Source organism: Haloferax sp. S2CR25 (genome assembly GCF_031624535.1).
In the GTDB taxonomy this organism is placed as follows: Archaea; Halobacteriota; Halobacteria; order Halobacteriales; family Haloferacaceae; genus Haloferax; species Haloferax massiliensis.
Genome location: NZ_JAMQOO010000013.1, coordinates 88,709 through 109,179 on the forward strand (window position 1 = coordinate 88,709; position 20,471 = coordinate 109,179).

19 protein-coding genes and 1 pseudogene are annotated in these 20,471 nt (G+C 54.4%); 5 read left to right on the plus strand and 15 right to left on the minus strand.

Translation table 11 applies throughout. From position 1 onward, the window contains the following. Positions 1 to 355 precede the first annotated feature (355 nt). Complete coding sequence (locus tag NDI65_RS20015) at positions 356 to 817, plus strand: 6-pyruvoyl tetrahydropterin synthase family protein (protein ID WP_310894169.1); 462 nt, start codon at positions 356 to 358, stop codon at positions 815 to 817. A 24-nt stretch (positions 818 to 841) separates the two neighbouring features. On the opposite strand, the gene NDI65_RS20020 is transcribed toward NDI65_RS20015, so the two are convergent. The 7 genes from NDI65_RS20020 to NDI65_RS20050 form a co-directional block, all read right to left on the minus strand. Next, the gene (locus tag NDI65_RS20020; RefSeq protein WP_004971301.1) at positions 842 to 1,999 is read right to left on the minus strand and encodes a BREX system ATP-binding domain-containing protein; all 1,158 of its coding nucleotides are present in this window, start codon (positions 1,997 to 1,999) and stop codon (positions 842 to 844) included. Further along, positions 1,999 to 2,895 carry a hypothetical protein gene (locus NDI65_RS20025; protein WP_004971300.1) on the minus strand — a complete coding sequence of 299 codons (897 nt, stop codon included), beginning with the start codon at positions 2,893 to 2,895 and terminating at the stop codon, positions 1,999 to 2,001. Before NDI65_RS20025 ends, NDI65_RS20020 begins: the two co-directional genes overlap by 1 nt. Continuing rightward, positions 2,892 to 3,926 carry a tRNA-guanine transglycosylase gene (locus NDI65_RS20030; RefSeq protein ID WP_160163075.1) on the minus strand — a complete coding sequence of 345 codons (1,035 nt, stop codon included), beginning with the start codon at positions 3,924 to 3,926 and terminating at the stop codon, positions 2,892 to 2,894. The genes NDI65_RS20025 and NDI65_RS20030 overlap by 4 nt, the downstream gene beginning before the upstream one ends. Positions 3,927 to 4,005: 79 nt before the next feature. Further along, complete coding sequence (locus tag NDI65_RS20035; RefSeq protein WP_310894170.1) at positions 4,006 to 6,900, minus strand: queuine tRNA-ribosyltransferase tRNA-guanine transglycosylase; 2,895 nt, start codon at positions 6,898 to 6,900, stop codon at positions 4,006 to 4,008. 680 nt (positions 6,901 to 7,580) lie between these two features. Then, a complete protein-coding gene (locus tag NDI65_RS20040) occupies positions 7,581 to 7,865 on the minus strand; it encodes a hypothetical protein (protein ID WP_004971298.1) in 285 nt (94 codons plus the stop codon). Positions 7,866 to 8,089: 224 nt separating this feature from the next. After that, complete coding sequence (locus NDI65_RS20045) at positions 8,090 to 9,823, minus strand: DUF262 domain-containing protein (protein ID WP_004971297.1); 1,734 nt, start codon at positions 9,821 to 9,823, stop codon at positions 8,090 to 8,092. A gap of 199 nt (positions 9,824 to 10,022) precedes the next feature. After that, positions 10,023 to 10,949, minus strand: a complete 927-nt coding sequence (locus NDI65_RS20050) for a transcription initiation factor IIB family protein (RefSeq protein ID WP_310894177.1) — start codon at positions 10,947 to 10,949, stop codon at positions 10,023 to 10,025. A gap of 380 nt (positions 10,950 to 11,329) precedes the next feature. Between NDI65_RS20050 and NDI65_RS20055 the strand changes: the two genes are divergently transcribed. Next, a complete protein-coding gene (locus tag NDI65_RS20055; protein ID WP_042662797.1) occupies positions 11,330 to 11,515 on the plus strand; it encodes a hypothetical protein in 186 nt (61 codons plus the stop codon). 32 nt (positions 11,516 to 11,547) lie between these two features. Here the strand turns inward: NDI65_RS20055 and NDI65_RS20060 are convergent, their stop codons facing one another. Then, entirely contained in the window at positions 11,548 to 11,955 is a 408-nt protein-coding gene (locus tag NDI65_RS20060; protein ID WP_310894171.1) for an SWIM zinc finger family protein, read from the minus strand. 583 nt (positions 11,956 to 12,538) lie between these two features. Between NDI65_RS20060 and NDI65_RS20065 the strand changes: the two genes are divergently transcribed. Together NDI65_RS20065 and NDI65_RS22230 are read left to right on the plus strand one after the other, a co-directional pair. Next, positions 12,539 to 13,129 (plus strand): Rrf2 family transcriptional regulator, encoded by a 591-nt coding sequence (locus tag NDI65_RS20065; protein ID WP_049921850.1) that lies wholly within the window; start codon positions 12,539 to 12,541, stop codon positions 13,127 to 13,129. Between the two features lie 6 nt (positions 13,130 to 13,135). Continuing rightward, positions 13,136 to 13,615, plus strand: a complete 480-nt coding sequence (locus NDI65_RS22230) for a hypothetical protein (protein ID WP_082256228.1) — start codon at positions 13,136 to 13,138, stop codon at positions 13,613 to 13,615. A gap of 257 nt (positions 13,616 to 13,872) precedes the next feature. On the opposite strand, the gene NDI65_RS20075 is transcribed toward NDI65_RS22230, so the two are convergent. From NDI65_RS20075 to NDI65_RS20100, 6 genes and pseudogenes are all read right to left on the minus strand, one after another. Continuing rightward, positions 13,873 to 14,457, minus strand: a complete 585-nt coding sequence (locus NDI65_RS20075) for a YdeI/OmpD-associated family protein (protein ID WP_310894173.1) — start codon at positions 14,455 to 14,457, stop codon at positions 13,873 to 13,875. Positions 14,458 to 14,707: 250 nt separating this feature from the next. Then, entirely contained in the window at positions 14,708 to 15,637 is a 930-nt protein-coding gene (locus NDI65_RS20080; RefSeq protein ID WP_310894174.1) for a DUF955 domain-containing protein, read from the minus strand. 74 nt (positions 15,638 to 15,711) lie between these two features. Beyond that, positions 15,712 to 16,050 (minus strand): hypothetical protein, encoded by a 339-nt coding sequence (locus tag NDI65_RS20085; RefSeq protein WP_310894175.1) that lies wholly within the window; start codon positions 16,048 to 16,050, stop codon positions 15,712 to 15,714. A gap of 98 nt (positions 16,051 to 16,148) precedes the next feature. Beyond that, positions 16,149 to 16,543: pseudogene (locus NDI65_RS20090) on the minus strand (hypothetical protein). A 329-nt stretch (positions 16,544 to 16,872) separates the two neighbouring features. Then, positions 16,873 to 17,133, minus strand: a complete 261-nt coding sequence (locus tag NDI65_RS20095; RefSeq protein WP_148414609.1) for a hypothetical protein — start codon at positions 17,131 to 17,133, stop codon at positions 16,873 to 16,875. 16 nt (positions 17,134 to 17,149) lie between these two features. Then, the gene (locus NDI65_RS20100) at positions 17,150 to 17,641 is read right to left on the minus strand and encodes a hypothetical protein (RefSeq protein WP_310894176.1); all 492 of its coding nucleotides are present in this window, start codon (positions 17,639 to 17,641) and stop codon (positions 17,150 to 17,152) included. Between the two features lie 1,657 nt (positions 17,642 to 19,298). On the opposite strand from NDI65_RS20100, the gene NDI65_RS20105 reads away from it, so the two are divergent. Then, positions 19,299 to 19,583: a PadR family transcriptional regulator gene (locus tag NDI65_RS20105; protein ID WP_148414611.1), complete on the plus strand. Its 285-nt coding sequence runs from the start codon at positions 19,299 to 19,301 to the stop codon at positions 19,581 to 19,583. A 28-nt stretch (positions 19,584 to 19,611) separates the two neighbouring features. Here the strand turns inward: NDI65_RS20105 and NDI65_RS20110 are convergent, their stop codons facing one another. Continuing rightward, entirely contained in the window at positions 19,612 to 20,112 is a 501-nt protein-coding gene (locus NDI65_RS20110; RefSeq protein ID WP_255516658.1) for a hypothetical protein, read from the minus strand. Positions 20,113 to 20,471 lie beyond the last annotated feature (359 nt).

A 20,471-nucleotide genomic window follows, 5' to 3' on the forward strand; every position in this document is an offset into this window, starting at 1 on the left:
CAAAGGTGCTGCTTTGCTTCTAGAATACTCCTCAACTACATCGACATAAATCGTCTCATAGTCAGCGTCTGCAGCATCACCAAGAATTCGACTACTAAGCGCTAAAATTCGACAAACAATTTTCTGTGAACGCTGCAAGATCAGATTCAAACCTTCGAGGAGTAGCGGGCGCAACTGAACCAAGTGGAACACCTGCTCGTCAAATTAGAGTAACCGTGACTCCGAGAGAGGTTGCATCGGGTCAACTATCGGACGAGCGTATTTCCTACTGGGGATTTCAACAGATCCACTTATGCGGATTTGGTTCACTTTCAGTCAACAGAACACTTTTCCACCACCTAGATAATATTGGAGTATGACTAGACGAATATCAGAGGAATCAGAGTCCAGTCGAACCACGCTATCTGATGCCGGTGAACGAACACTCCATATCGGACAAGACCGGCCGATTCGAATCAGTTCAGGCCATCGACTTATTCACCATGAGGGAAAGTGTTCTCGACCACACGGACACAACTACGAAATATCCGTCACAGTCACGGGCACGCTAACAGAAGAGGGATGGCTCGTCGACAAGGCAGATATAACGAGTACTATCGATGAGTGGGACCACCGCTTCCTTCTGGAGAAGGGTGACCCACTCATCGATGCATTTACTCAGTCAGGAGATGGCGATGCCGTCGTCGTCCTTGACCACCCACCGACAGTAGAAGTAATGGCTGTTGTTCTCGAAAACCGACTGCTCGAGTCGTTACCGGACGACATATCGGATGTCTCCATAGAGATTGCAGAGACGAATGAGCTCTGTGCTGAGTAAATGTCTTCACGCATCAATCCAGAGTTAGATGACCTCCTCAACTACGTCGACGGAAATCGTCTCATAGTCAGCGTCTGCAGCATCGTCAAGGAGCCGACTACAGAGCGCTAAGATTTGACGAACATTTCCCTGTGAGCGCTGCAGAATCAGATTTAGACTCTCTTCAGTAAAGGGTCGTAGCGACTCTTCCGCACCACCGTCTACGCGCTCTAACGAGAGATAATCTGCGATGAGATCAGACAGATGCTCGCTAGTGAGTGGCTTAAGCGTCACTTCTTGGCCGATACGCTCGCTGAATGCATGGTATTCGCTCATGACATCCTGCCACACTTCGGGTGCACACCCGAAGAGCAAGCAGAGACCAGAACTGTTCTGGTCCATGAGGTGACGAACACTATTCAGCGTCGCTTGTTCGTTTTTTGGAGAGAGTCGAGCAATACTCTCGAACTCATCGACAAAAACGAAGACAGCCGTATACCCTAACTCGAGAAGCATATTTTTGAGCGCTGTAAATGCTCGAACCCCCATCGTATCATCATCAAGGGCGCTGTGAATCTCCATCTCTTTGCGCTGCTCGTAGCGGATTCCCTCAGCTGTCAGCCACTGCCAAGCGTAGAGGTTGGTATCTTCGTAGATCATATGAACGATGGCACGAGCGAAGTCGGCGAACTTTGTGATATCGCTTAATTGCTTGATTGCTTCAGGGATGATCTCAGACAGCAAGACGTCTCCCTCGTCGATGAGCGATCGCATCGCTGCTGCACTCGCTGGAGACTCGTCCGTACATTCTTGCGTGATTGAGGCAAGGAACTCGTAGGCTAAGTTCTGAAGGTGAGTGAACCCGAGGTCGTAGACAAACTCATGGTAGATGTCGAGGAACCCCTCACCAGGTTGTGCGACATAGCCGACAACGACGTCATCGCGATCACGAAGGAGCGAGCGAGTGTACTTTAGCGTGTGCGATTTCCCGTTTCCGTATTTGCCAGTCACGACGAGGTGTTTCGACTTCCCAGTAGACAGCACCGAAGACACCGTCGAACTGATTTTCTCTGAGACGTGGTCTTGGCCACAGAATATCTCGGGGTTCTCTGCGGGGACTGGACTGTAGGGGAATGGGTTTCCGCGAAGGTCGTACTGTGAGTAGTCTCGCTGCTGATCGGTGATGGTGAAGTTGTTGGACATTAGTGTGCCTCCTGCTCAAAGGTGATGTCGCGGTCGTGAACCGCGAGATAGTAGTATTTCTTCCCGTACAATTCAACGCCTGACATAACTTGCTGTGTTGACTGTGAGGTAGTGATTAGTGGCCCTTCATCCGCAAGCTCGAGTTGTTTGATGCCTAGTGCAGCGTCCTTGGCAGCAGTATCCATGGGTGCTCCCGAGAGTTCGAGTTTTCCGACGTTTTGCTGGCACAGCGCAAGGATTGCGTCATCGAAATCGTCCCGCTTACAACCGATTCGCTCACAGATCTCCTCTCTGAGTTTTGGAATTGAGAGATACCGCTGCCGTAAATTAACACCAGCAGTCTGTTCAAGATCGTCGTATGCGTCAAGCACGATGAAATGGAAGTTACGAGGGATTTCGGTTGTCTGGGAGAGGTAGTAGTTCCCTGTGAACGCATTTCGCTGTACGCTTCCGAGACGTTCAGCCCAGTCTCCAACAATTTCGATGCCGGTTTGGTTGAACGAGTAGGGTGAGTATTCGTGAGTCTCTTCGAGATGCTCTAAGAGGCTGTCAAGACCAACGTTGTCTACCGCGTCGAGCGCTTCAAGAAACGCACCGTAATGCGGACTCCGGACGGCAAGGATTGAGCTCGCTTTGTCCCAATCTTCGGCTCGAATAGCAGCTAAGAATGATTCGCCGATACTTGTTGTAGTATAGATGGCGCCGTCGATATCCTCCTCTTCAGATAAGAGCGAGATCCGCGTCGCTTCGAGAATTGTTTCGCGGGCGCGGCGGTGGGTCACATCGAGGATGTCTGCAAGCTCCTCTGTCGACTTATAGCCATCTTCGCAACTATAGGTGAGTTCTACCAACCGACTCAGCGTGACCGGGCGTATCGTCGGTCGTTCGTCGCTCATGTGAGCCTCCGGACTTGTTGCTTTGCAGTTTCGTATGCACGCTTCGTGACCTCGTTTCCGTTGAACCTGAGGTCGAGATACTCTTCGATGTCTCGTCCAGATTCAGCAACGTACTGGAACCGCCGCAGTTCGGTCGCTAACGCCCACAGGTTGTGTTGCACGAGTGCAGAGCGGTCCTCGCGAATCTCCGCGAGTGTCCGTGGTCCACAGACTGGACACGGACACGGAAGTCGCTCTAACTCCTCGATGTTCCGTAACTCTTCACCACCGAACCCTGGTATCAGATAGTTACGATTTCCGGCACTCCGAATGAACGCTGACGAGTCAAAGCTATCAACACCCAGATATAGTAATAGTGGTTGGTATACAAGCCCACCAAGTCCGTAGACGTGGAGGTGCTTGTCTGTTGCAGTTCGTGCTGCTAATATCAGCTTAGTTACTTTTTTATAATCTGTTCGAATTGGAACCATGCTCCCAAGAGCATAACCATCAAAGTCTCCGTGTTTTTCGAGGTGTGCGATGGAGTTCCGAACCGTCTCGGGGTCATATCCGTGCACACTTGCGAAAAGGACTGCGTCACCAGGGTGTTGGTCACTCGCCTCTAGTGCATATTCGATACTCTGGTTCACTCGACGCTGATTCTCTGCTGCTCGGTTCTCACGAGAGAGTGGAATGTCAACAGTTCCGTAGATGTCCGCACCTAGTCGTTGCTGTGCTTCGAGGGTTTTTGCTGGGGTAGTGTCGACTTCCTCCGAACTAAAATCGAAGCCACCACTATCAGCAAAAACGATCGTTTCGTCCGGAACATCCATCTCTTCCCGGAGTGTGACTCCATTTGTCAACCGGTCCCACATCGGTTTCCGATTCCGGATTGCCCGGGTATTGACCATGGCGACTGGTAAGTCAGGAATTGATCCAATGTAGGGGGGAGTATTGTCACTCGACCGTTTTCCCACATTACGGACGGGGAAGAGAACAGGTGTCTCTAGTTCTCCGTGTGGGAGGTCGAGTGTTCGTCGTCTGTATAACATGCCTCCCGCTCGGATAGGCTGTTGGCCTACTTAGATAATGGCCTAATAGAAAGATTACTTACAAAACCAGCATTGTCAATTAGTACTGCTCAAGTGCTGCTTGTGTTGGCCCCTCTACGACTTCCCGACAAAGTGCTTCAACGAGATCTGGGTCGAGTGAGTCGACAGTCCCAACACGGCGAGCGAAGTTCTTGAGGTATACCCCCTTCAGGCCAACAACAATTGTACCGTGATTTTTTGCGTCTTCAGTTCGTGCACCAACTGACACAATATTGTCATATTGGTCGTTGACCAGATCACGATTAAACACAACACCGATCTGGTCCGCAGGAACGTCTCGGACGAGCGAGTCAATGTCAATGCTCGTGTAATAGTCACTTCCGAGTGTGAAGAAGACGACGTCGTAATCACTCTGCTTGAGGACGTCCTCCAAGTCGGGGCGGATATTCAACTCAGACGAGCGGTGGCGAATCTCGCTGACGTTCATCGAACTGAACGTGACTTCGTATGGCGGGAGCGGGTCATATTCTGACACGAGTCCGAAACCGGCACTAATGAAATACCGACTAACCTCGTGCCCGTCATCGCGAAGTGTCCGAACAGCCTCTCGAACATACTTTTGCTGGCGGCCAGTATACAGGTCGTGTGCTGCAATCTGGGGAACGTTATCTCGTTCGAGGAGTTCTTCTCGTGAATATTCAAGCGTCTCCTCTGCATCGAATACCGGTGCACCGTCCGGGAACTCCTTGCTCCCAGAGCATTGGTCGACGACGAGAATATTCAGGCCGTCAGTAGGGTCCACTTGGGGGACGTGCGGGACGAAGTCATCACCAACAACGTAGTCTTCACCACACGCCTCCAGAACCTCACGTCGGAGGTCCGTTGAGTTGGAGAATGTTTGTAGCTCGCAATTACTCGCTGCAACTGCTTGACCAAGTTCACCATCGACGTCACCGTCTGGCGTGACAAGGAACAGGTGCTGGTAGCGGTTCGCCTGCTCTTGAAGGTTCTCTCGCATCCGTGTTGGCGCAAAGGAAACAGTTTGGCCCGTCTCTGTCCACCACTCACGGACACCTGCCGCATCGAACACACCGATCTCAGCGACCGGCAGATCATGGACGGCCTCCCAGAACGCTGGCTCTTCGTTTTGGAGATAGTCTTCAATCGTATCATACCGACTGAGCCCTGCAGATCCCTGAACCGCTACGAGAATCTTCGGAATCGAATCAGTAAACTCGTCGTAGAACCGGCGTGTGTTGTGGAATCCACGCCGTCGGTTCCGGTCATTCCCACGGAAGATGCAGACTTCAATACCGTGTTCGCTGCAGATTGGGCACTCACAAGATTCCCAAGGTCGGCTCGCGAGCGTGCGACGGTAGTCCTCGAGGAGGTCATCATCACCGATCCACGTAGCGTAGTCCTCGACCGCAGTCCAGATTCTCTCAAGCGGCGTCGGTTCGGCGTCTTCAATAAGTGTGGGTATTCGCGGGAAGTCGGCGAATGCAGTCGCTGCAGTATTCAGTAACTCGTCGTACTCCTTGAAGGGGACTGGGTCTTCGGGACTGTCTTTGCGCAGCAGTTTCACAAGCTTTCCACGGAGAGAGTCGCTGAAACTCGCCTGCAACTCGCGGGCGTGTGTGAAGTCGTCACGGAACGCCTCTTCAATATCTTGCAAAAGCGACTGGTCATACCGATCTTCATGGCGGTGTTCTCGAAGGTACTCCCGCGTCTCTGGGATGACTGTCGCTGCCGTTTCGTACCACGTGTCAACAGCCGCTGAGAGCGATCTCTTGGCGTCGTACGCTCGTAGCGCAACTAACAGTTCTCGTCCACGGAGTGATTTTTCGACTGACTCGTGCAACGAATCCCGATTCGAGGGGTAGCGGACACGAATCGCGTCATACCGCTCGTCGTTGGTCAGTCGGTAGTTGTCACCACCGGTCCATGCCGAGCGAAGCATACTGGCGCTGTCGAAGCTCGTCATTCCAGAACGACCGACTGCGTCGAACCCTTCGGTCTTCGCAAACCCGAACACGTGAGTATCGATCCGGCAGGTGTGTTCGCGCTCGAATGCTTTGACTGACTTTCCGACACTCTTCACGATTTTTCTGACGTCGTGGATCGGACTCCCAGCAACACCACCGATTCCGACATAATCGTAGCCAATCTCGAGAACATGCTCAAGCGCCTCAACATAGGAGGACGGATCCCATCCCTGGATGGCAACCATCAGCCGGAATGAATACTCTCCGGCTTGGTACTGATTGTACATCTCTTGGGCATTGTCGAGCGTTAATTCGTATCGGAACGCAGCGTCGTCAGCACGATAAACCGCCCGCGGGTCTGAAGCTAATGTAGAGAGGACAGTATCAACCTCACCTTCGAAGTCAGACGGTGTGAAGGGGCTGACAGCCTCGTGTGTCCGGAGACTCGGCTCGTAGTCATCGACGTAACTTGGCCACTCGTCTGGCCATTCATCGACCATCAGGTCGACGACATCGGTTATCCGGTCAGGGATATCTGTTTTAGAAAACCCATCGCTGAAAGCACGTTCATCGAGATACAGACGACCTTTGTCTTTTCCAGACCCTAACACGAGATGATCGATTGTGACGCCCACAGAGACATCGAGCGTTTCGTAGAAATCCAGCATCTCCGCGTTGTCGTACGGGGGAAAAGGGAGAGATTTGTAGCCCCACGCACCACAGTCACTAATTGTTGGAAGCCAGTCCGGAATCGACAGGACAGGGTCGTCGTAGACACCGTGTTTCCGTAATCGCTCAGATTTGCGGTTCGTCGTTTCGACCTGCTCGCGCGAAATTAGAACGCCATCAATCGGGGTCGTGCCATACTCAAAGATATCCCAGATGTAGCTAAGTTCCCGCTCTGAGCGGTCAATCGCAGAGAGTTCGTCGTGCTCGAAATCATAGTGAGCATCGACAGCGTCGTCCCATTCTGGAACGTAGAATCGCACAGATTAGATCACCTTACTAGCCATAACTCCAGCTCTCCTTATGTATGTCTCTATCTCTGATTCATCGAGGCGTATAAACGAGAATATCTGTGGGCACTACCAGTATTCGTGAGGGATGTTTTAGCGTCTCAGACACCGAGAGGTTCTGCGCTACTGGTGGAGAGTTCGCGGTAGACTCACCAACGAAACGAGATACGCATAGTAGAACACATCGGTTAAAACACCGATCTCTTTGCCACGCTCGTCATATTGAATGAGTCCATGCTCGTGCATCCGTGGTAGGTGATTTTGAATTAGACCGTTGTATACTGATTCATACGCAGTAGAAGTCACCTGACTCGGCGGCGTGTTTGTTTCAATGCCACAGATGACCCGTGCAACGTGACGGACACTTACTGTCTGGCCGCAACTAAACAGCGAGAGGTAACGGACAACGAGGAGCCGACGACGGTTCCCCAGCAATGCAAAAACTTCTGCTGCAGTAGGGCAGGAGAATTGGGTACTCATACGCACCGATCACCGGCAAGCCATCGTCGGTCGTAACTACGTCGCCACAACGAAGTTGATACAACTGAATCGTTCGTGTTCGAAGCTTGTTGGGTGCTTACTGACATGCTCCCACCCCTCTGGAGCAAAAAATCAACTAGAAGCGCCAGCAGTTATTGACACGGACCTGGCCCTCAATCAAGGAACTCGAGGATGATGTCTTCGAGACAGAGGATCGCGAGGTGAGTTACACCATCAATCGGGTTTGGCCCCGCGAGCTCGTCGAAGGGAACGGGGGCATCAAACTGTGTGGCGATACTCCACGGGCAGAGGTTGAAATCATCCTGCATTGCAGTCGCCGCCTCGTATGAGTCATACTGTTCAGCGACCGAGCGGTACTCCTCAATATGCTCATCCACAAAATCGCGAACTGCCGCCGAAGACTCAAAATGAATCGTCTCAGATTGGTGCCCGCTCATATTTCAACCCGATGGTTGTTCAAGACTTGAACCTTCGGTAGTCAGTTGACTACTCACCAAATGCCGTTTTGATTTTCTCGGATACATATTCTATTCGAACACCACTCTCAGAGCGTTCCACCCTGAATTGCTGGTGCCCTCACCATTTGGGGGCCACAAAACTACCGCAAAGACAGGAGGAAACTGGTCTCAACGAACAGCTAACACAGTACTTGGGACCGAGACTACACGAATCGTTCGAAATCCCAAATCTGAACCCCGATTTCCGCAAGGTGGTCAGATCGGTCTTCGATCTGTTCGATAGTCCACTCGTCGTACTGTTCGCGAACCTCTTGCGTCATTTGGAAATCAGACAGTTTATACTGGTCTTTCTTTTGTTCGAACGGATTGTCCTTCGCGGACTCGTTCAGACGTTCTTCGAGGAGCGTGAGATTGCCGAGGCGATTTCGGTACTGGTTGAACTCCGCCTTACCGACCCCAAGGACGTCACGCCATGAACTGTATTTTTTCGCGGTGAACGCTTGCTGTGGGGCGATATGTTCAATGTCGACTGTTGCGCGGTCGTAATCCTTTCCTTCGCCAGATTCCATGTAGTGTCGCCGCTCAATCGTATCAAGAAGGTATTTTGTTTGTGCATTCCGGCTGAAGTCGCTATTCGCAAGCCGTGAGCGGAATTCATCGTCACCAGGTGCCTCCTCAGCTAGACGCATTTGGATCGTTTGGACGGGGTCAGTCGTATCGAATGCATCAGAACAAAGCTCGGAGAAAATCCGGTCCAGTTTGCTTCCGGTTTGGTTACCTGAAACGCGCCAACGGACCATGAACACTTCAAGCAGTCGCAGAACACTCAGAATCTGATCGTACTCATCGAACTCCTCGAAGATACGGAGCATAAGCGTCCGAGAGTGTGACGACTGGATATCATTGAGATTTCGAAGACGGCGGTTGATTCGCTTCTGTGCTCGCCCACTAAACGCGTCAACGTTGGCTTTCGTGAATCCAACGTACAACTCAGAGGTCTCAACCATTCCATCGACATACCCAACGAGATCGGTCTCGTCAGTTGGGAGTTGGTTTTCAATGAGATCCCGGAACGTATCGTAGAGTGTCCGTGACGTCACACTCCCCTCGATATCGGGGTCCTCCCGGGACATCATATAGTGCCGGAAGAACCGGTCCGGGTTGTTGATCTCATAGACGACGTTCTCGAGGACGTGTTCCCACTGTTGTCGGATATGCTCGTACGTCTCTCGGTCGGTCCCACCGTACTTCTCAGACGCGACCTGCAACAACGCGTTTTTCATGAGATCGACTGCCGACAGCTCTAGGCCACGATTGTTGAGTGTCTCAAACAATCGAAATGCAGACGCAGTACTGTCACACTCAACAACGACGAGCGTCATCGACCCGAGAAGTCGCTTCCGCAATTGATCAATCGTCTCGACATCACAGTCGAAGACCTGCTCTTGGAAATATTCGTACGCTTGCCGAAGTTGGCTATCCTCATTGACAGTAGTGGGGTCACCGTCAAGGATAGACTGATAGTCGTCATCTTCGAACCGACTGAGGCTAAGTTTCGGGTAGCGATCGTTATCGAAATCGGTCTCGTGGAGATAGTCAGAATCGATTTTGTCACCTAACCCACCATCCGAATGCTTCCGATAGAAGTCACGCATAACCCGCAGTAGCAGCGAAATTGTCGTGATTCGCTGTTGACCGTCGACGAGTTCTAACTCGTTGAGTTCGTCGTACTTTTTCTGATGTTGAATGACGACAATAGAGCCTAGAAAATGCGTGTCATCTTCGTCGATATTCGTGAGATCGTTCCAGAACTCCACCCATTGCGACTCTTTCCAAGAATACAGGCGCTGGTAGTCGGGGACTGTAAAACGGTTGCTTCGGGTGAAGATATTCTGTAGATCAGCCTCCGAAGCCGAAATTTCAAGATTACTTCCCATTGACACGGGGGTATCGGCACTGATAAAATAAACGTGACGACGTGGTCCCGCAGCAACGTTTGGTACCCTAATTTTGGGATGACTCAGTCAAACCTACGATAATGAATCACCTATTTTACTTTCCTGAAATGAATATAGTTATTCAGTACTGATATCAACCGTGTAGTTAACATACCAGAATTACGGACCACGAGAGATATTACGCATCTACTCCACACAATGTTTGGTGATGCGTTCGAACCGTTTCGGTTGAAGTATCACTCACCGCTGCAACACGCGCCTGCGTGAGTGGCCAGTCTCGTTCTGCCGCCGCGATGTACACACACGCTGCCGCGACCGCATGCGGGTTCGCGCCTCGATGAGCCCACTCATCGCTTGATGCCTCGGCTAACGACCGTGCTCGTCGCTGAATCTGGTCCGTCACATCAAGCGCATCTGCCACTCGCGGAACGAACTCAACCGGTGGAACTGGCTTCGCAGGCAGCCCGAGTTCTGTATTGAGTGCGTTGTACGCTGACCGGACGCGCGAGTCAGCCACCCGTGCGAGTGGGACAAGTTCAGCGAGCGTTCGCGAGAGTCCTGCACATCGACAGGCGGCGTGGACGCTCGCAGCCGCGACTGCTTCGATCGACCGCCCCGGCAACAGATCTGCCTGCTGAGCAGACCGGAAGCACCGACAGGCTTGGTCACGCAGGCTGTCGGGGAGGTCGAGTGCGCCGGCGAGCCGCCCGACTTCGTCAAATCCGTGAGCCAACCGTCGCTCGCAACTCGACTGGTACCGACTCCGACTGTGCTGGGTGCGGAGCCGGGAGAGTTGCTGTCGTCGCTCGCCCGGGATCGGTGTCCCGTTCGCGTCGACGTGTCGGCCGATCTCGGTCGCGAGGCCATGGTCGTGCCGCGTCGGCGTTCGGGGCGCACCCACTCGCTTGCGCTCGTCACGTTCGAACGACCGCCACTCGGGACCGCGGTCGATGCCGTGACCGTCGATGATGAGCCCACAGGATTCGCACCGTCGCTCACCAGCGTCCGTAATGACCTGTCCACCACACTCTGGACAGGAGGCGTTCCCACAGGATTTCCCGCACGATTCGTCGAACTGTCGCTCGTAGACATCTCGTGTCGCCATCTCGAACACCGCGCGACGCATCTCGCTGCGCCCCGCACCCTTCAGGGGCTCAAAAACATCGTCGCCGTCTCGAACAACTTTGACCCGGCTGGGGATCATTAAATGACTGAACCATAACACCAAACATGCTAGCAGGTGGACTGCCGTTGCAGGCTCGTCGTGTCACACAAGACGCACCCTGTTCTGCAACGGGTGCGGAATCGCGTACCAAGCCATCTGCATCCACCCCTTGATAACTCCCTCGTGGGCCTCGTGCCCACCGAGTTTCGTACACCCGACAGTCGTATCAGTAGATCTCTGCAGGCCACAGTCCGTGGACATCGTGAGTAGGAATTCTCACCAGGCGAACAGTTAACTGAACCAACAAATAATTGTCTTGTATGAGTAGCTCACCATGGACCGCGAACTTTGCGACTGAAAAAAGCAGATGTGCAGCCGACATCCAACGCCTCCTCGAGAAGTACCCGCAGCCGGTCGTCTACGAAGTGATGAGCGAACTGCTCCGTCGAGAGATGCGCGAGCAGTTTGCTGGTGCGTACGCTGCGTCCCAGCAGTCTGACGACTGACGAGTACTGGTGACGTACGAAACCCCACACGACTATTCAGACAGATTACGCCGCCCAGCGTCGATACAGTTCCAACAGGGAAGAGCTTCAGAGAGCTGTTCACACTCGCAGGGCAGGTCTGTTGTGTCGTCATCGCCGCTTGACGAGATACCACCATCTGCGACGACGCGCATCTGTACGGCGAGTTCGAGTATTCGTGGGCGAATCGCGACTGCAACCCGATGTTTACACGGGGCGTCACCGCTTGCATCGGCGGGACACGAACACGAATCGGGCACGCCGTCCTGAATCCGAACCCGGTACTCGTGAGCAGTCGGGTCAGCATAGCTCTCGTTGCGAACACGGACATCGCCCTCGAGGAGTTCGAATGCAAACGCCTCGTACTGCGCCCGCTTGAGGACGCGCGTAGGTGGATCGAACTCTGGTAGTACAGGAATCATGGTAGCCAGCGCGCAATGCGCGCACCCCTTCGGGCGCATGAAAAACTACGCTGTCGAACGGAGTGACAGGTGACACAGAATCAGGTCGGATTCTTTGTGCTGTCCTGTCCTGATTGTCCTGCAGTCAATACAGAGACCCAACTCATCGTAGATACGGTCAACAAGTGTGTCCCATCTGCATCAACCAATAGGGTCGAGTTGTCCTCTTCGACAGTGACCGAGGTCTCGCCGAATCAGATGATGACTTGTTTCAATCCCGAGTTGGGTTTCTACCGCATTGCGACCTTCCAGTTATACCTACTTACTGGTCAGCTCACTCCAGGTTCTCGGAAGTAACAGGGTAGGTGCGCTGATTATATTCTCTGTAGTCTCAATTTGCCCGTACACCCAGTAGTTGAGACCGTCACTCTCAATGCAAACGATTCGAGTCTACTCTCGAGGTTCCGTCCAGAATGGTCCCGATCGAATCAGCTGCTCAGTAGGAGTTCCTATCTCACTCTCACGGGACCCATTTGAAGCGAGCCAACACCGAAATATAGTATTTTGCCAAAGGCCTATACTACTTCAACTTGTTAGTGGAGACATGAGCAATCGAATCCCACCAGACGAGTTCGAGGATATCAACGAAGCAGTTGGCGAGGAATGGGAATCGGAGACGACCCCTTACGAGCGTATTCGCCGTGTTATCGCCCACACGTACACGCCTGCCTCAGCGGATACTGTTGCCGAGGACGCACGAACATCCCCGAAGACGGCACGAAGACATCTGAATACGCTCGCTGAAGAAGGGTTCGTTATCACTGCAACCGGCAACCACGGTGGAACGGTCTATCGTCGGTCGCCGGAGTCTCTCGTTGTCGAGCAGGCCGCAGACATCCTTGAGCACGTCTCGACCGACGAACTCGTCACGCGAGTTGCGGAAATGCGCGACCAACTCAACGACTATCGGGCTGAGTACGGTGTCGACTCCCCCGAGGAGTTGACGATCGAGCAGGCAAACCAGACACTTTCCGAACCCACCTCGGAGCAGAGCGAGATCGACGCGGAGACGATTCGAGACTGGCAGACGACACGTCGGAACCTCGCGTTCGCGAACGCAGCACTCTCAATCGCGAACGCCGAGAGATTCGTCGACGGCGACCTCCACTCGACTGATGGTAGTGTCCCCGCCTAACCGACGATGAGGATAGCTGAGACAGACGAGGCCCACTCGCTCCGAGGGCCTATCGACCGGCCAGCGCTACTCACAATTTGTGGGATCATCGAGCGAGAAGAGCCACTCGCAACTCCTGCGCTAGATGACTACCTCAATCCCACCGTTGTCGAAGTCACGCTCGACGATGGTCTCTGTAGTGCCGAATCCGCCCGGATCGACATCCAATGGACAACACATGCAGACTACAAATTTCACTACACGGATTCTGAAGGAGTGAACTTTCGGTGGGGAAAGCATCCTCACGACGGCGACTACATCCATGTTTCCGGACTCGAGCACTACCACCCACCACCTGACGCAACCTCTGATCCCAACGATGTCGAAGAATCCTGTATTAAGCAGTCCCCCGAAGCGCTTGTCACTCGTGCCGTCCTCAAACTCTGGCGGGTCGCCTATCACGCAGACTCCTACGCACCCCTGAACGCCGCGAGTAACCCTCCGTAGCAAAGGCCACTTAACGTCGTGTTGAAGCCCTAGTAGTTCGGCACTTTCGTGGGTGAAATAGCCGCTAGGTGGGTGTGCGAACCTAACGTGGCGACTCCTATCGGCTACCCGACGATGTTACCGAATACCTGCTGAATGCAGGCGCATACTGCACGACCATTCTCGGGAGCAAAGCCGTAACTTCGTCCGCAATGGTGACGAGAACGAACATGAGAAAAGAGATTTCTCGGGCGACGGGTAGCTCCGAAGAGGTCTCATCACAGCCGCCGTTTGTTGTTCTCGTCGTACGCTCGGAGGTCCTGCGCCGCGAGTTCGACCGTTCGTTCGATGCGCTTTTGCCTGGTCTCGTCCGTCTTAGCCTCCTCGACGAGGACGATGAAGCCGTGCTGGTCCGTGTTCGAGAAGTTCTGGAAGTTCTCCCAGGCGGCCTCGTTCTCACGAAGCGCCGTCTCCAATTCGGCGGGGATCTCGTGATCGTCTGCTAACCGGTACGCCGCGCCCCACTCGCCCGACTTCTTCGCCGCTTCGACGAGTTCCATTCCGGCCGGGGTCATCTTCCCCGCCTCGACCACCGCCTCGACCCGCTCCTTGTTCGCCTTCGACCACTTGCTGTCGGGACGTCTAGGCGTGAACCGGCGCGTGTACGTCTCGTCGTCGATGCCCTTGATGAGACCGTCGATCCACCCAAAACAGAGCGCTTCCTCGACCGACTCGCCGTAATCGATGCCAGACTGCTCGGCGTCGGCCTTGTAGTACCCAACCCACAGCTCATCGGCCGTCTCGTGGTGCTCCTCCAGCCAGGTGCGGAACTCGTTGCGAGATTCGAAGAATATTGGGTTCATGGTTCAAGAGAGACGTCCCGCGTCTATAATCCCACTCCGAACGTGGGCACCAGTGGAGATTCTCAGCGGATCGGAGAGGCGAAGCACGGCTTCGGTAACGCCTTCGCCTCGATGTCTCAGGTGATTCACCGCTGAACCTGCGAAAACAACACCCTGTAAAGTGTTCCTCAACACCCTCTGTCGCAGGGCAAGATATAGCTGACAAAGAGGTTCAACAGAGCCGCGACAGCAGAACCACAGATGAGAGATCTCAGACCGCGTCGAGTGTCGAGAGAATCTCTTCGGCCGTCCCGCTAATCCGACCCAGTCGCTCTTGCAGCACGTCCGTCTCGTCGCCCTGCCACACCGCGAGGTAGAACGCCGACCCACTCGTATCCAAGCCGAGATAGCGACCGACAACGTATGCGACGGCCTCCGCTTCGACCTCGCGTTTCGCCCGCTCGGTCGCGTCGGTGATGTCGAAGTGCAGAATCGCGTGGGCGTACTCGTGGATGATCGTCGATGCGAGGTCTGCGCGATTCGGACGATTCTTCACTTCAACGAGTGGGGTGAGATCCTGGACGCTCCGCGACTGGCAGACACCCTTCGCCTCCCCATGACGCCACTCGTCGGGATCGACGATGCGGATGGTCACGCCGAGGTCCGACGCGATGTGAGTGAGGTCATCGACGAGCGTATCAGGCTCACCGGTCGCCGCCGTATCCAGCTCCGGGAGTGGCTCGCCCTCGGTCTGCGAAATGTCGAAGACTGGAGCGGGCTTGAAGCCCACGAGGCCCTCCGACCACTCTTCGGGCGGCGTCTCGTCGTAGTCGCAATCACTATTCTCGTGATAGCTCGGTGCGTTCCCACACTCGGGGCATTGGGTCGTGATGATCGGCGCCCAAATCCAGATCGCCGACTCGCCTTCCTCGACGTATCGGTCGAACTCTTCTTGCCACGTCCGGTAGCCAGCGACCTTCGTCGCCTCGGGACACTGGAGGGTGATGAGGAGTGTATTGCGGTGGGAGTAGTCGTGGAACCGGCTCTGGACGTCCAGCCATTCTTGGAACTGCTTGCTCGCCCGAGCGTCGTCGACATCGGCAGCGAGGTCTGCAAGCCATTGTTCGATCGTACGATGCATCTCATCGTGTCGCGTGTCGGTCTCGTCGAACGACACCGACGGGGAACTCGTTGTTGCCATTGGTTTCAGTTCTGACGCGTCCCTCTAGGACGCGCCGCACCCCTCTGGGGCGCACAAAAAACAGGTGAGACGACCTACTGGTCGGTGTCCTCGCACTCGAGGCTCCGAAGGTACTGTCGACACTCGCCGAACAGGCCGCTTGCAGTCGCCTCGCCAGTCGTGAGGTGGCGAACCCACTCAATCGCCCAGCAGTACATGGGATCGGACTCACCTGTGCCGTGGATGTACCACCAGCGAGCGGCTTTGAGCACAACGAGCGAATTCGTCGGCGGCCGTTCGCTCAGAAGGTCCCACGAAATCGACTCGATTTCATCGGGAACGTCGGCTCGGGTGAACTCCGAACGATGCACGAGGTCGAGGTCGACCGGAACCTGATCGATTGACACGTCTGACTCTGTTTGTTGGTGACTCATGGAAATCACGTCACACGGACTGTGTCTTCAGCCCGCACCCATCACGGGCGCAAAAAATCTCGATGTCGCGCTAGTACCGACGGGTCTCTCGACCGACGCTATGCGAGGTGCGACACCTCCTCCGGTTCGGAGTCGTCGACGAACTCGTTGCGCTCGACTGGCGTCCAGTCTTCGGTCGTGGTTGGTGCCCACCAATCGACGTGGAAGTAACCGGGCGCACCGAGAATCTTAACTTGTGCTTCGTCGTCGGGAAGCGGTCGACGAAGCTTCTCGTCGACGTGGAGATTCCACGTCGTCGTTCGTCGAACGTGACGATAACTGCCTCATCGTAGCCACGCGACTCAGGCGACTCACGGCACGTCGCACTGGTATTGCACTCAGTGCAGAACACCCCCTCGAAGGGAATGTGCGTGAACGCTTCCGTGCCACACACCGGACACCACAGAAATTCGAACAGCGCCTCGTCGTGACGGAACCCGCGCTCGAGACTCATCGATTACTCACCACCGGAGCAGGTATCACGAGCGGGTGGTGTGGGGAGTGAGACAACTCGGCTGCGGGCGTTGGAATCAACATCTGTTACTGCGCCTCCGCCCCTTTGGGCGGCGCAAAAACAACGCCGTAGTGTAGACCTGCTGAACGCGCAATAGAACTGAATGAGGTACCCTGTCGTAGGAGTTCGGTAATCCGTCGACTGTGAGGTTGCGAGTTCACGAATACAATCTGAAAGTGGCAGAGTGAGAGTACATTTCGTCTGTCTCCCTGTGGAGATTGAGAAGTAGTAACCCAATATGTGCCCGGTTCGACACACCACAGGAGGACTTACTCTGTGTCTACTGCTAACTCCGCGAGGACGTCATCGTGTGAGGTCGTTCGAACGCGCTCGACAAACGCACGGGCAGCAGTGTCAGTCGCAAACACCGACGCATCATAGCCGACGGAGCCACCGAACACAGTCCACTCGTCGGTCACCACACCACCGGACAGCGGCGTGTACTCGACACGATAGGTGTCAGCCACGTCGTCGATGACGATTCGAACAGCAATACCACGATCAGGAAGTGTCTCTCTCAGGAGTACCATTGGACACAGCGTCGACTCAGTAGTGGACATCAGCGGGAACGATCCATAGATAGTCGTTCGACCCGACGAGTTGCTCAAGTCGCTCGCGATGCCGAACCCCATCAGCGAACTCGTCGTAGAGGTACACCGCTGGGCCACGGTACGCACCGAGATTGTGGCACGCATGCCTGACGAGGTCCTCATCACGCATGATTGCCGTCGCGTCAAGCTCGTCAACGCCCTCTCGAACACGCTCGAGATTTCGCTCGAACTCGCGTGTCGTCGCCTGCCACCCACGCTCGAGGAGTTCCTGGCCGTCCTCCGAGCCAACAGGCTCTGCAACCGGGAGGTCACCCCACCGGTCGCTGCCGGCGACCGTTGTCGAGTCGTCATCAAACGTCACATAGTAGTCGAACACCGACTCGGCGTGCGGGGCAGCACCCATCAATTGATCGAATACGTCAGCGGCCCGCGAGAGGGCTTGGTCTGTTGTCGATGCAGTCACGAGTGCGTAGATTACCTGGTGCATTCGTCGTCACCTCACCGGCTCAAGAGTCGAAGTCTGTCCGACCTCCTGCGCCGGCGCCCATCGCCGGCGCACACAAACACAACCCACTACGACACACCAGAAGTCACGAGTGCAGTTGCTCTTGGGTCCTAGAGGCCCCGTATAATATCCCGCCTGAGAGAGTCGAGTCGCTCAAAACGACTGCTTGGATTATATCTCGGCAGCCCGGAACGGTGGTGAGTAACACTAACTGGAATCAGATATTCAAGACAGGACAGGGCTGACTGTACAATGGATGTACAATATCTGTCCAACTATTGGACAATTCAGCAGAAGTATTACCAACCAGTCGGTCGACCGCTATCTTAGGGGGTATCCACCAAAATGTTCGACTTCTTACCGCATACTGTTGACATCGCGCTCAGTTCTGAGCTATTTAGAACGGCCGCAGAATTAGCTTCGGTCGGTGCTGTCTCAATCGCACTACTCAAACAAGCGGTTGAGTAGTGCCAGTAGGAAAGGACAATATTTTCGACGGCATCCCTCCAGAAACAGCCGGTAACTACGTTCTTACTACTCACCGGTTAGTTCAGAGTGAGTGAGATGGAATAAACGAGAGTTCTGTGATGAATGCACCCTCGATCTGCGTCACACGATCTCTGTTAGTTCCAAGGAACTCAACAGAACCCCCTGATTCATCCTCGGACCAACATCAGATATCTGGATCAGGTCCGTACTGCGGTGTTCGACACACGGAACACTGCCAGACCGACTCTCCAGCCCATACTGCAGGCGGACTACCTTCGCGTGAATCGAACCGATGCGGTGTCTGTTCACCACACGACTGACAACGGAGCAGTTGCCGTGTTGGTGAGGTGGATGCCGACTGTAATGGGGAAGTGTCGATAGACGCTTGTCGAAGCGCAATCGCTGGGACAATCCACGTCTCCGAGTCCGAAAGCAACCGTTCACGACGGGAATCCTCGGTGATCTGTGTCCCAGCAGCGTCGTACCACCGGGAAGCAGAACCCTCCGTCGAAGGAGAAGTGGACCACAACGAGACTGACCGTGCTTTCGCCACGAATCCATCCTCTCGTGAGCCAGTCGCAGGAACGACGTCCGGGAGGTGACCCCACCGCGCTCGAAGTGGCGCCGCGATCGGCTGTTCGAGCGCCCCAATGAGTGTACATTCGTCGATAGGGGATGAGTGGGACTTCTGCAGTAATCGCGCTGCTGCAGTCCCTTTTGCGAGTGCACCTCGCGAGGACTGTGACGTAACGAGCACGCAAATAATTCCGTGGAGTGATTGCGTGTGGGGCTCTGAGGCGCTGTCAGAGACCGAGATGTCCTGTTGGAGGCAGAACCGACACTGGCTCTGAGTCGATGAGATAGCTCGCTCGCAGGACTGACAGATGTTCGTGTCCGACTCGTCGCCGGCTGGGTAGTCACGCTCCCGGATCACATCGCCGTGCTCAGCATGGTCGGGTTCCAACTGTGCGTCTGTAATCTGCGTCGCTTCGCCATACGGTCGAAACTCCGCGGTCGGGTCACGGTAGGGCGGCATATCGCATCGTGGCTGTACGTTCCGATATAAACGTTCGTCCAGCGAGGCCGCTCTGAAACCCGGCCGATAGCCAACAAACGTATATGTATTCTTAAACTAGCTGTGGGCAGCAAAATGTACGATTTGACCGGGTTCCAACGCGACCTGCTGTACGTCACCGCCGGCTTGGACGAGCCACACGGCCTCGCAATCAAAGACCAACTCGAGGACTACTACGAAACCGAGATCCACCACGGCCGGCTGTACCCCAATCTCGATACGCTCGTCGAGAAGGGACTGCTCGACAAGGGCGAAAAGGACCGCCGAACGAACGTCTACGCGATCACCGCTCGCGGTCGTCGAGAAATCGAAGCCCGCGACGACTGGGAACAGCAGTATACCAGCGAACTCACCGAGTAAGAACTAGCAAGGCGACCGCAAAGATACGCTATGTATCTTGTCGCGGGCTATGCTTTGCATCGAATTCTGTTACCGCTCGCTTGATTACGACTGGTCGACGGCTGACGCGACCTGAAGCAACCCGCATTAATCCCTGGGGATAGTACTCATCGTCATACCCAAAGATTCGATTGACAGCAGCCCGCGGAACAGCGACCTCGTCAAACTCAGTAATCGTGTAGATGAGATTCGACGGTGCGTTCCGCCAGAACGTTGTGCTTGCCCAATCGGAAGAATCCTCAAATGTTAGCCCAACGAACCCAACACCTACGTATTGACCATCCTGATAAAACAATACAAGATCGTCTGACTCCATTTTCTCGAAGTAGTTTCGGTTACTCTCACCATCACGGGCACCCCAGAACCGGACAGACTCAAGGTTGGAAAGTGCAGCAGGGTGATCCGGATAGTCATCCAATTCAACGTGGGTTAGAACTGTTTCGCGGAAGTTTCCGGGGTCACACGGGACGAGAAAGACATTTCCAGCCATGATAAGTCACTACAAATACATGTTTTATAGTACTTCTGGACCTCACGTTATTAGACCGTGATTCCTGCTGTTCGGCTCCTGTTGAAATCCTCAGTCCTGATACTTTGTTGAGGCCGTACTGAATAGAGCGCGCAAGTCGGTCGTGAGAAACACATCTGACCGGCGAGTACTGAATAGCTACCTAATGTGAACAGGTGACGAAAGCTAAAATCGGGTGTTCAAGAAAGTACTTCGCTCTTGTGAAGCAGGTTGTTGGTCAAGGAAAGCTGGCGCTGTGAAAGCGTAGCGGGCAAGGGTGACGCGAACGCGTCACCCGATATGTTCCCATTTGAACTGCTAAACTCGGAGGCGAGCGCCGC

What these genes read in the sequence shown, in the direction of transcription:
- NDI65_RS20015 (WP_310894169.1), top strand. Translation starts at nt 356, where the DNA reads ATGACTAGACGAATATCAGAGGAATCAGAGTCCAGTCGAACCACGCTA.
- NDI65_RS20020 (WP_004971301.1), bottom strand. Translation starts at nt 1,999, where the DNA reads ATGTCCAACAACTTCACCATCACCGATCAGCAGCGAGACTACTCACAG.
- NDI65_RS20025 (WP_004971300.1), bottom strand. Translation starts at nt 2,895, where the DNA reads ATGAGCGACGAACGACCGACGATACGCCCGGTCACGCTGAGTCGGTTG.
- NDI65_RS20030 (WP_160163075.1), bottom strand. Translation starts at nt 3,926, where the DNA reads ATGTTATACAGACGACGAACACTCGACCTCCCACACGGAGAACTAGAG.
- NDI65_RS20040 (WP_004971298.1), bottom strand. Translation starts at nt 7,865, where the DNA reads ATGAGCGGGCACCAATCTGAGACGATTCATTTTGAGTCTTCGGCGGCA.
- NDI65_RS20045 (WP_004971297.1), bottom strand. Translation starts at nt 9,823, where the DNA reads ATGGGAAGTAATCTTGAAATTTCGGCTTCGGAGGCTGATCTACAGAAT.
- NDI65_RS20050 (WP_310894177.1), bottom strand. Translation starts at nt 10,949, where the DNA reads ATGGCGACACGAGATGTCTACGAGCGACAGTTCGACGAATCGTGCGGG.
- NDI65_RS20055 (WP_042662797.1), top strand. Translation starts at nt 11,330, where the DNA reads ATGAGTAGCTCACCATGGACCGCGAACTTTGCGACTGAAAAAAGCAGA.
- NDI65_RS20060 (WP_310894171.1), bottom strand. Translation starts at nt 11,955, where the DNA reads ATGATTCCTGTACTACCAGAGTTCGATCCACCTACGCGCGTCCTCAAG.
- NDI65_RS20065 (WP_049921850.1), top strand. Translation starts at nt 12,539, where the DNA reads ATGAGCAATCGAATCCCACCAGACGAGTTCGAGGATATCAACGAAGCA.
- NDI65_RS22230 (WP_082256228.1), top strand. Translation starts at nt 13,136, where the DNA reads ATGAGGATAGCTGAGACAGACGAGGCCCACTCGCTCCGAGGGCCTATC.
- NDI65_RS20075 (WP_310894173.1), bottom strand. Translation starts at nt 14,457, where the DNA reads ATGAACCCAATATTCTTCGAATCTCGCAACGAGTTCCGCACCTGGCTG.
- NDI65_RS20080 (WP_310894174.1), bottom strand. Translation starts at nt 15,637, where the DNA reads ATGGCAACAACGAGTTCCCCGTCGGTGTCGTTCGACGAGACCGACACG.
- NDI65_RS20085 (WP_310894175.1), bottom strand. Translation starts at nt 16,050, where the DNA reads ATGAGTCACCAACAAACAGAGTCAGACGTGTCAATCGATCAGGTTCCG.
- NDI65_RS20095 (WP_148414609.1), bottom strand. Translation starts at nt 17,133, where the DNA reads ATGGTACTCCTGAGAGAGACACTTCCTGATCGTGGTATTGCTGTTCGA.
- NDI65_RS20100 (WP_310894176.1), bottom strand. Translation starts at nt 17,641, where the DNA reads ATGCACCAGGTAATCTACGCACTCGTGACTGCATCGACAACAGACCAA.
- NDI65_RS20105 (WP_148414611.1), top strand. Translation starts at nt 19,299, where the DNA reads ATGTACGATTTGACCGGGTTCCAACGCGACCTGCTGTACGTCACCGCC.
- NDI65_RS20110 (WP_255516658.1), bottom strand. Translation starts at nt 20,112, where the DNA reads ATGGCTGGAAATGTCTTTCTCGTCCCGTGTGACCCCGGAAACTTCCGC.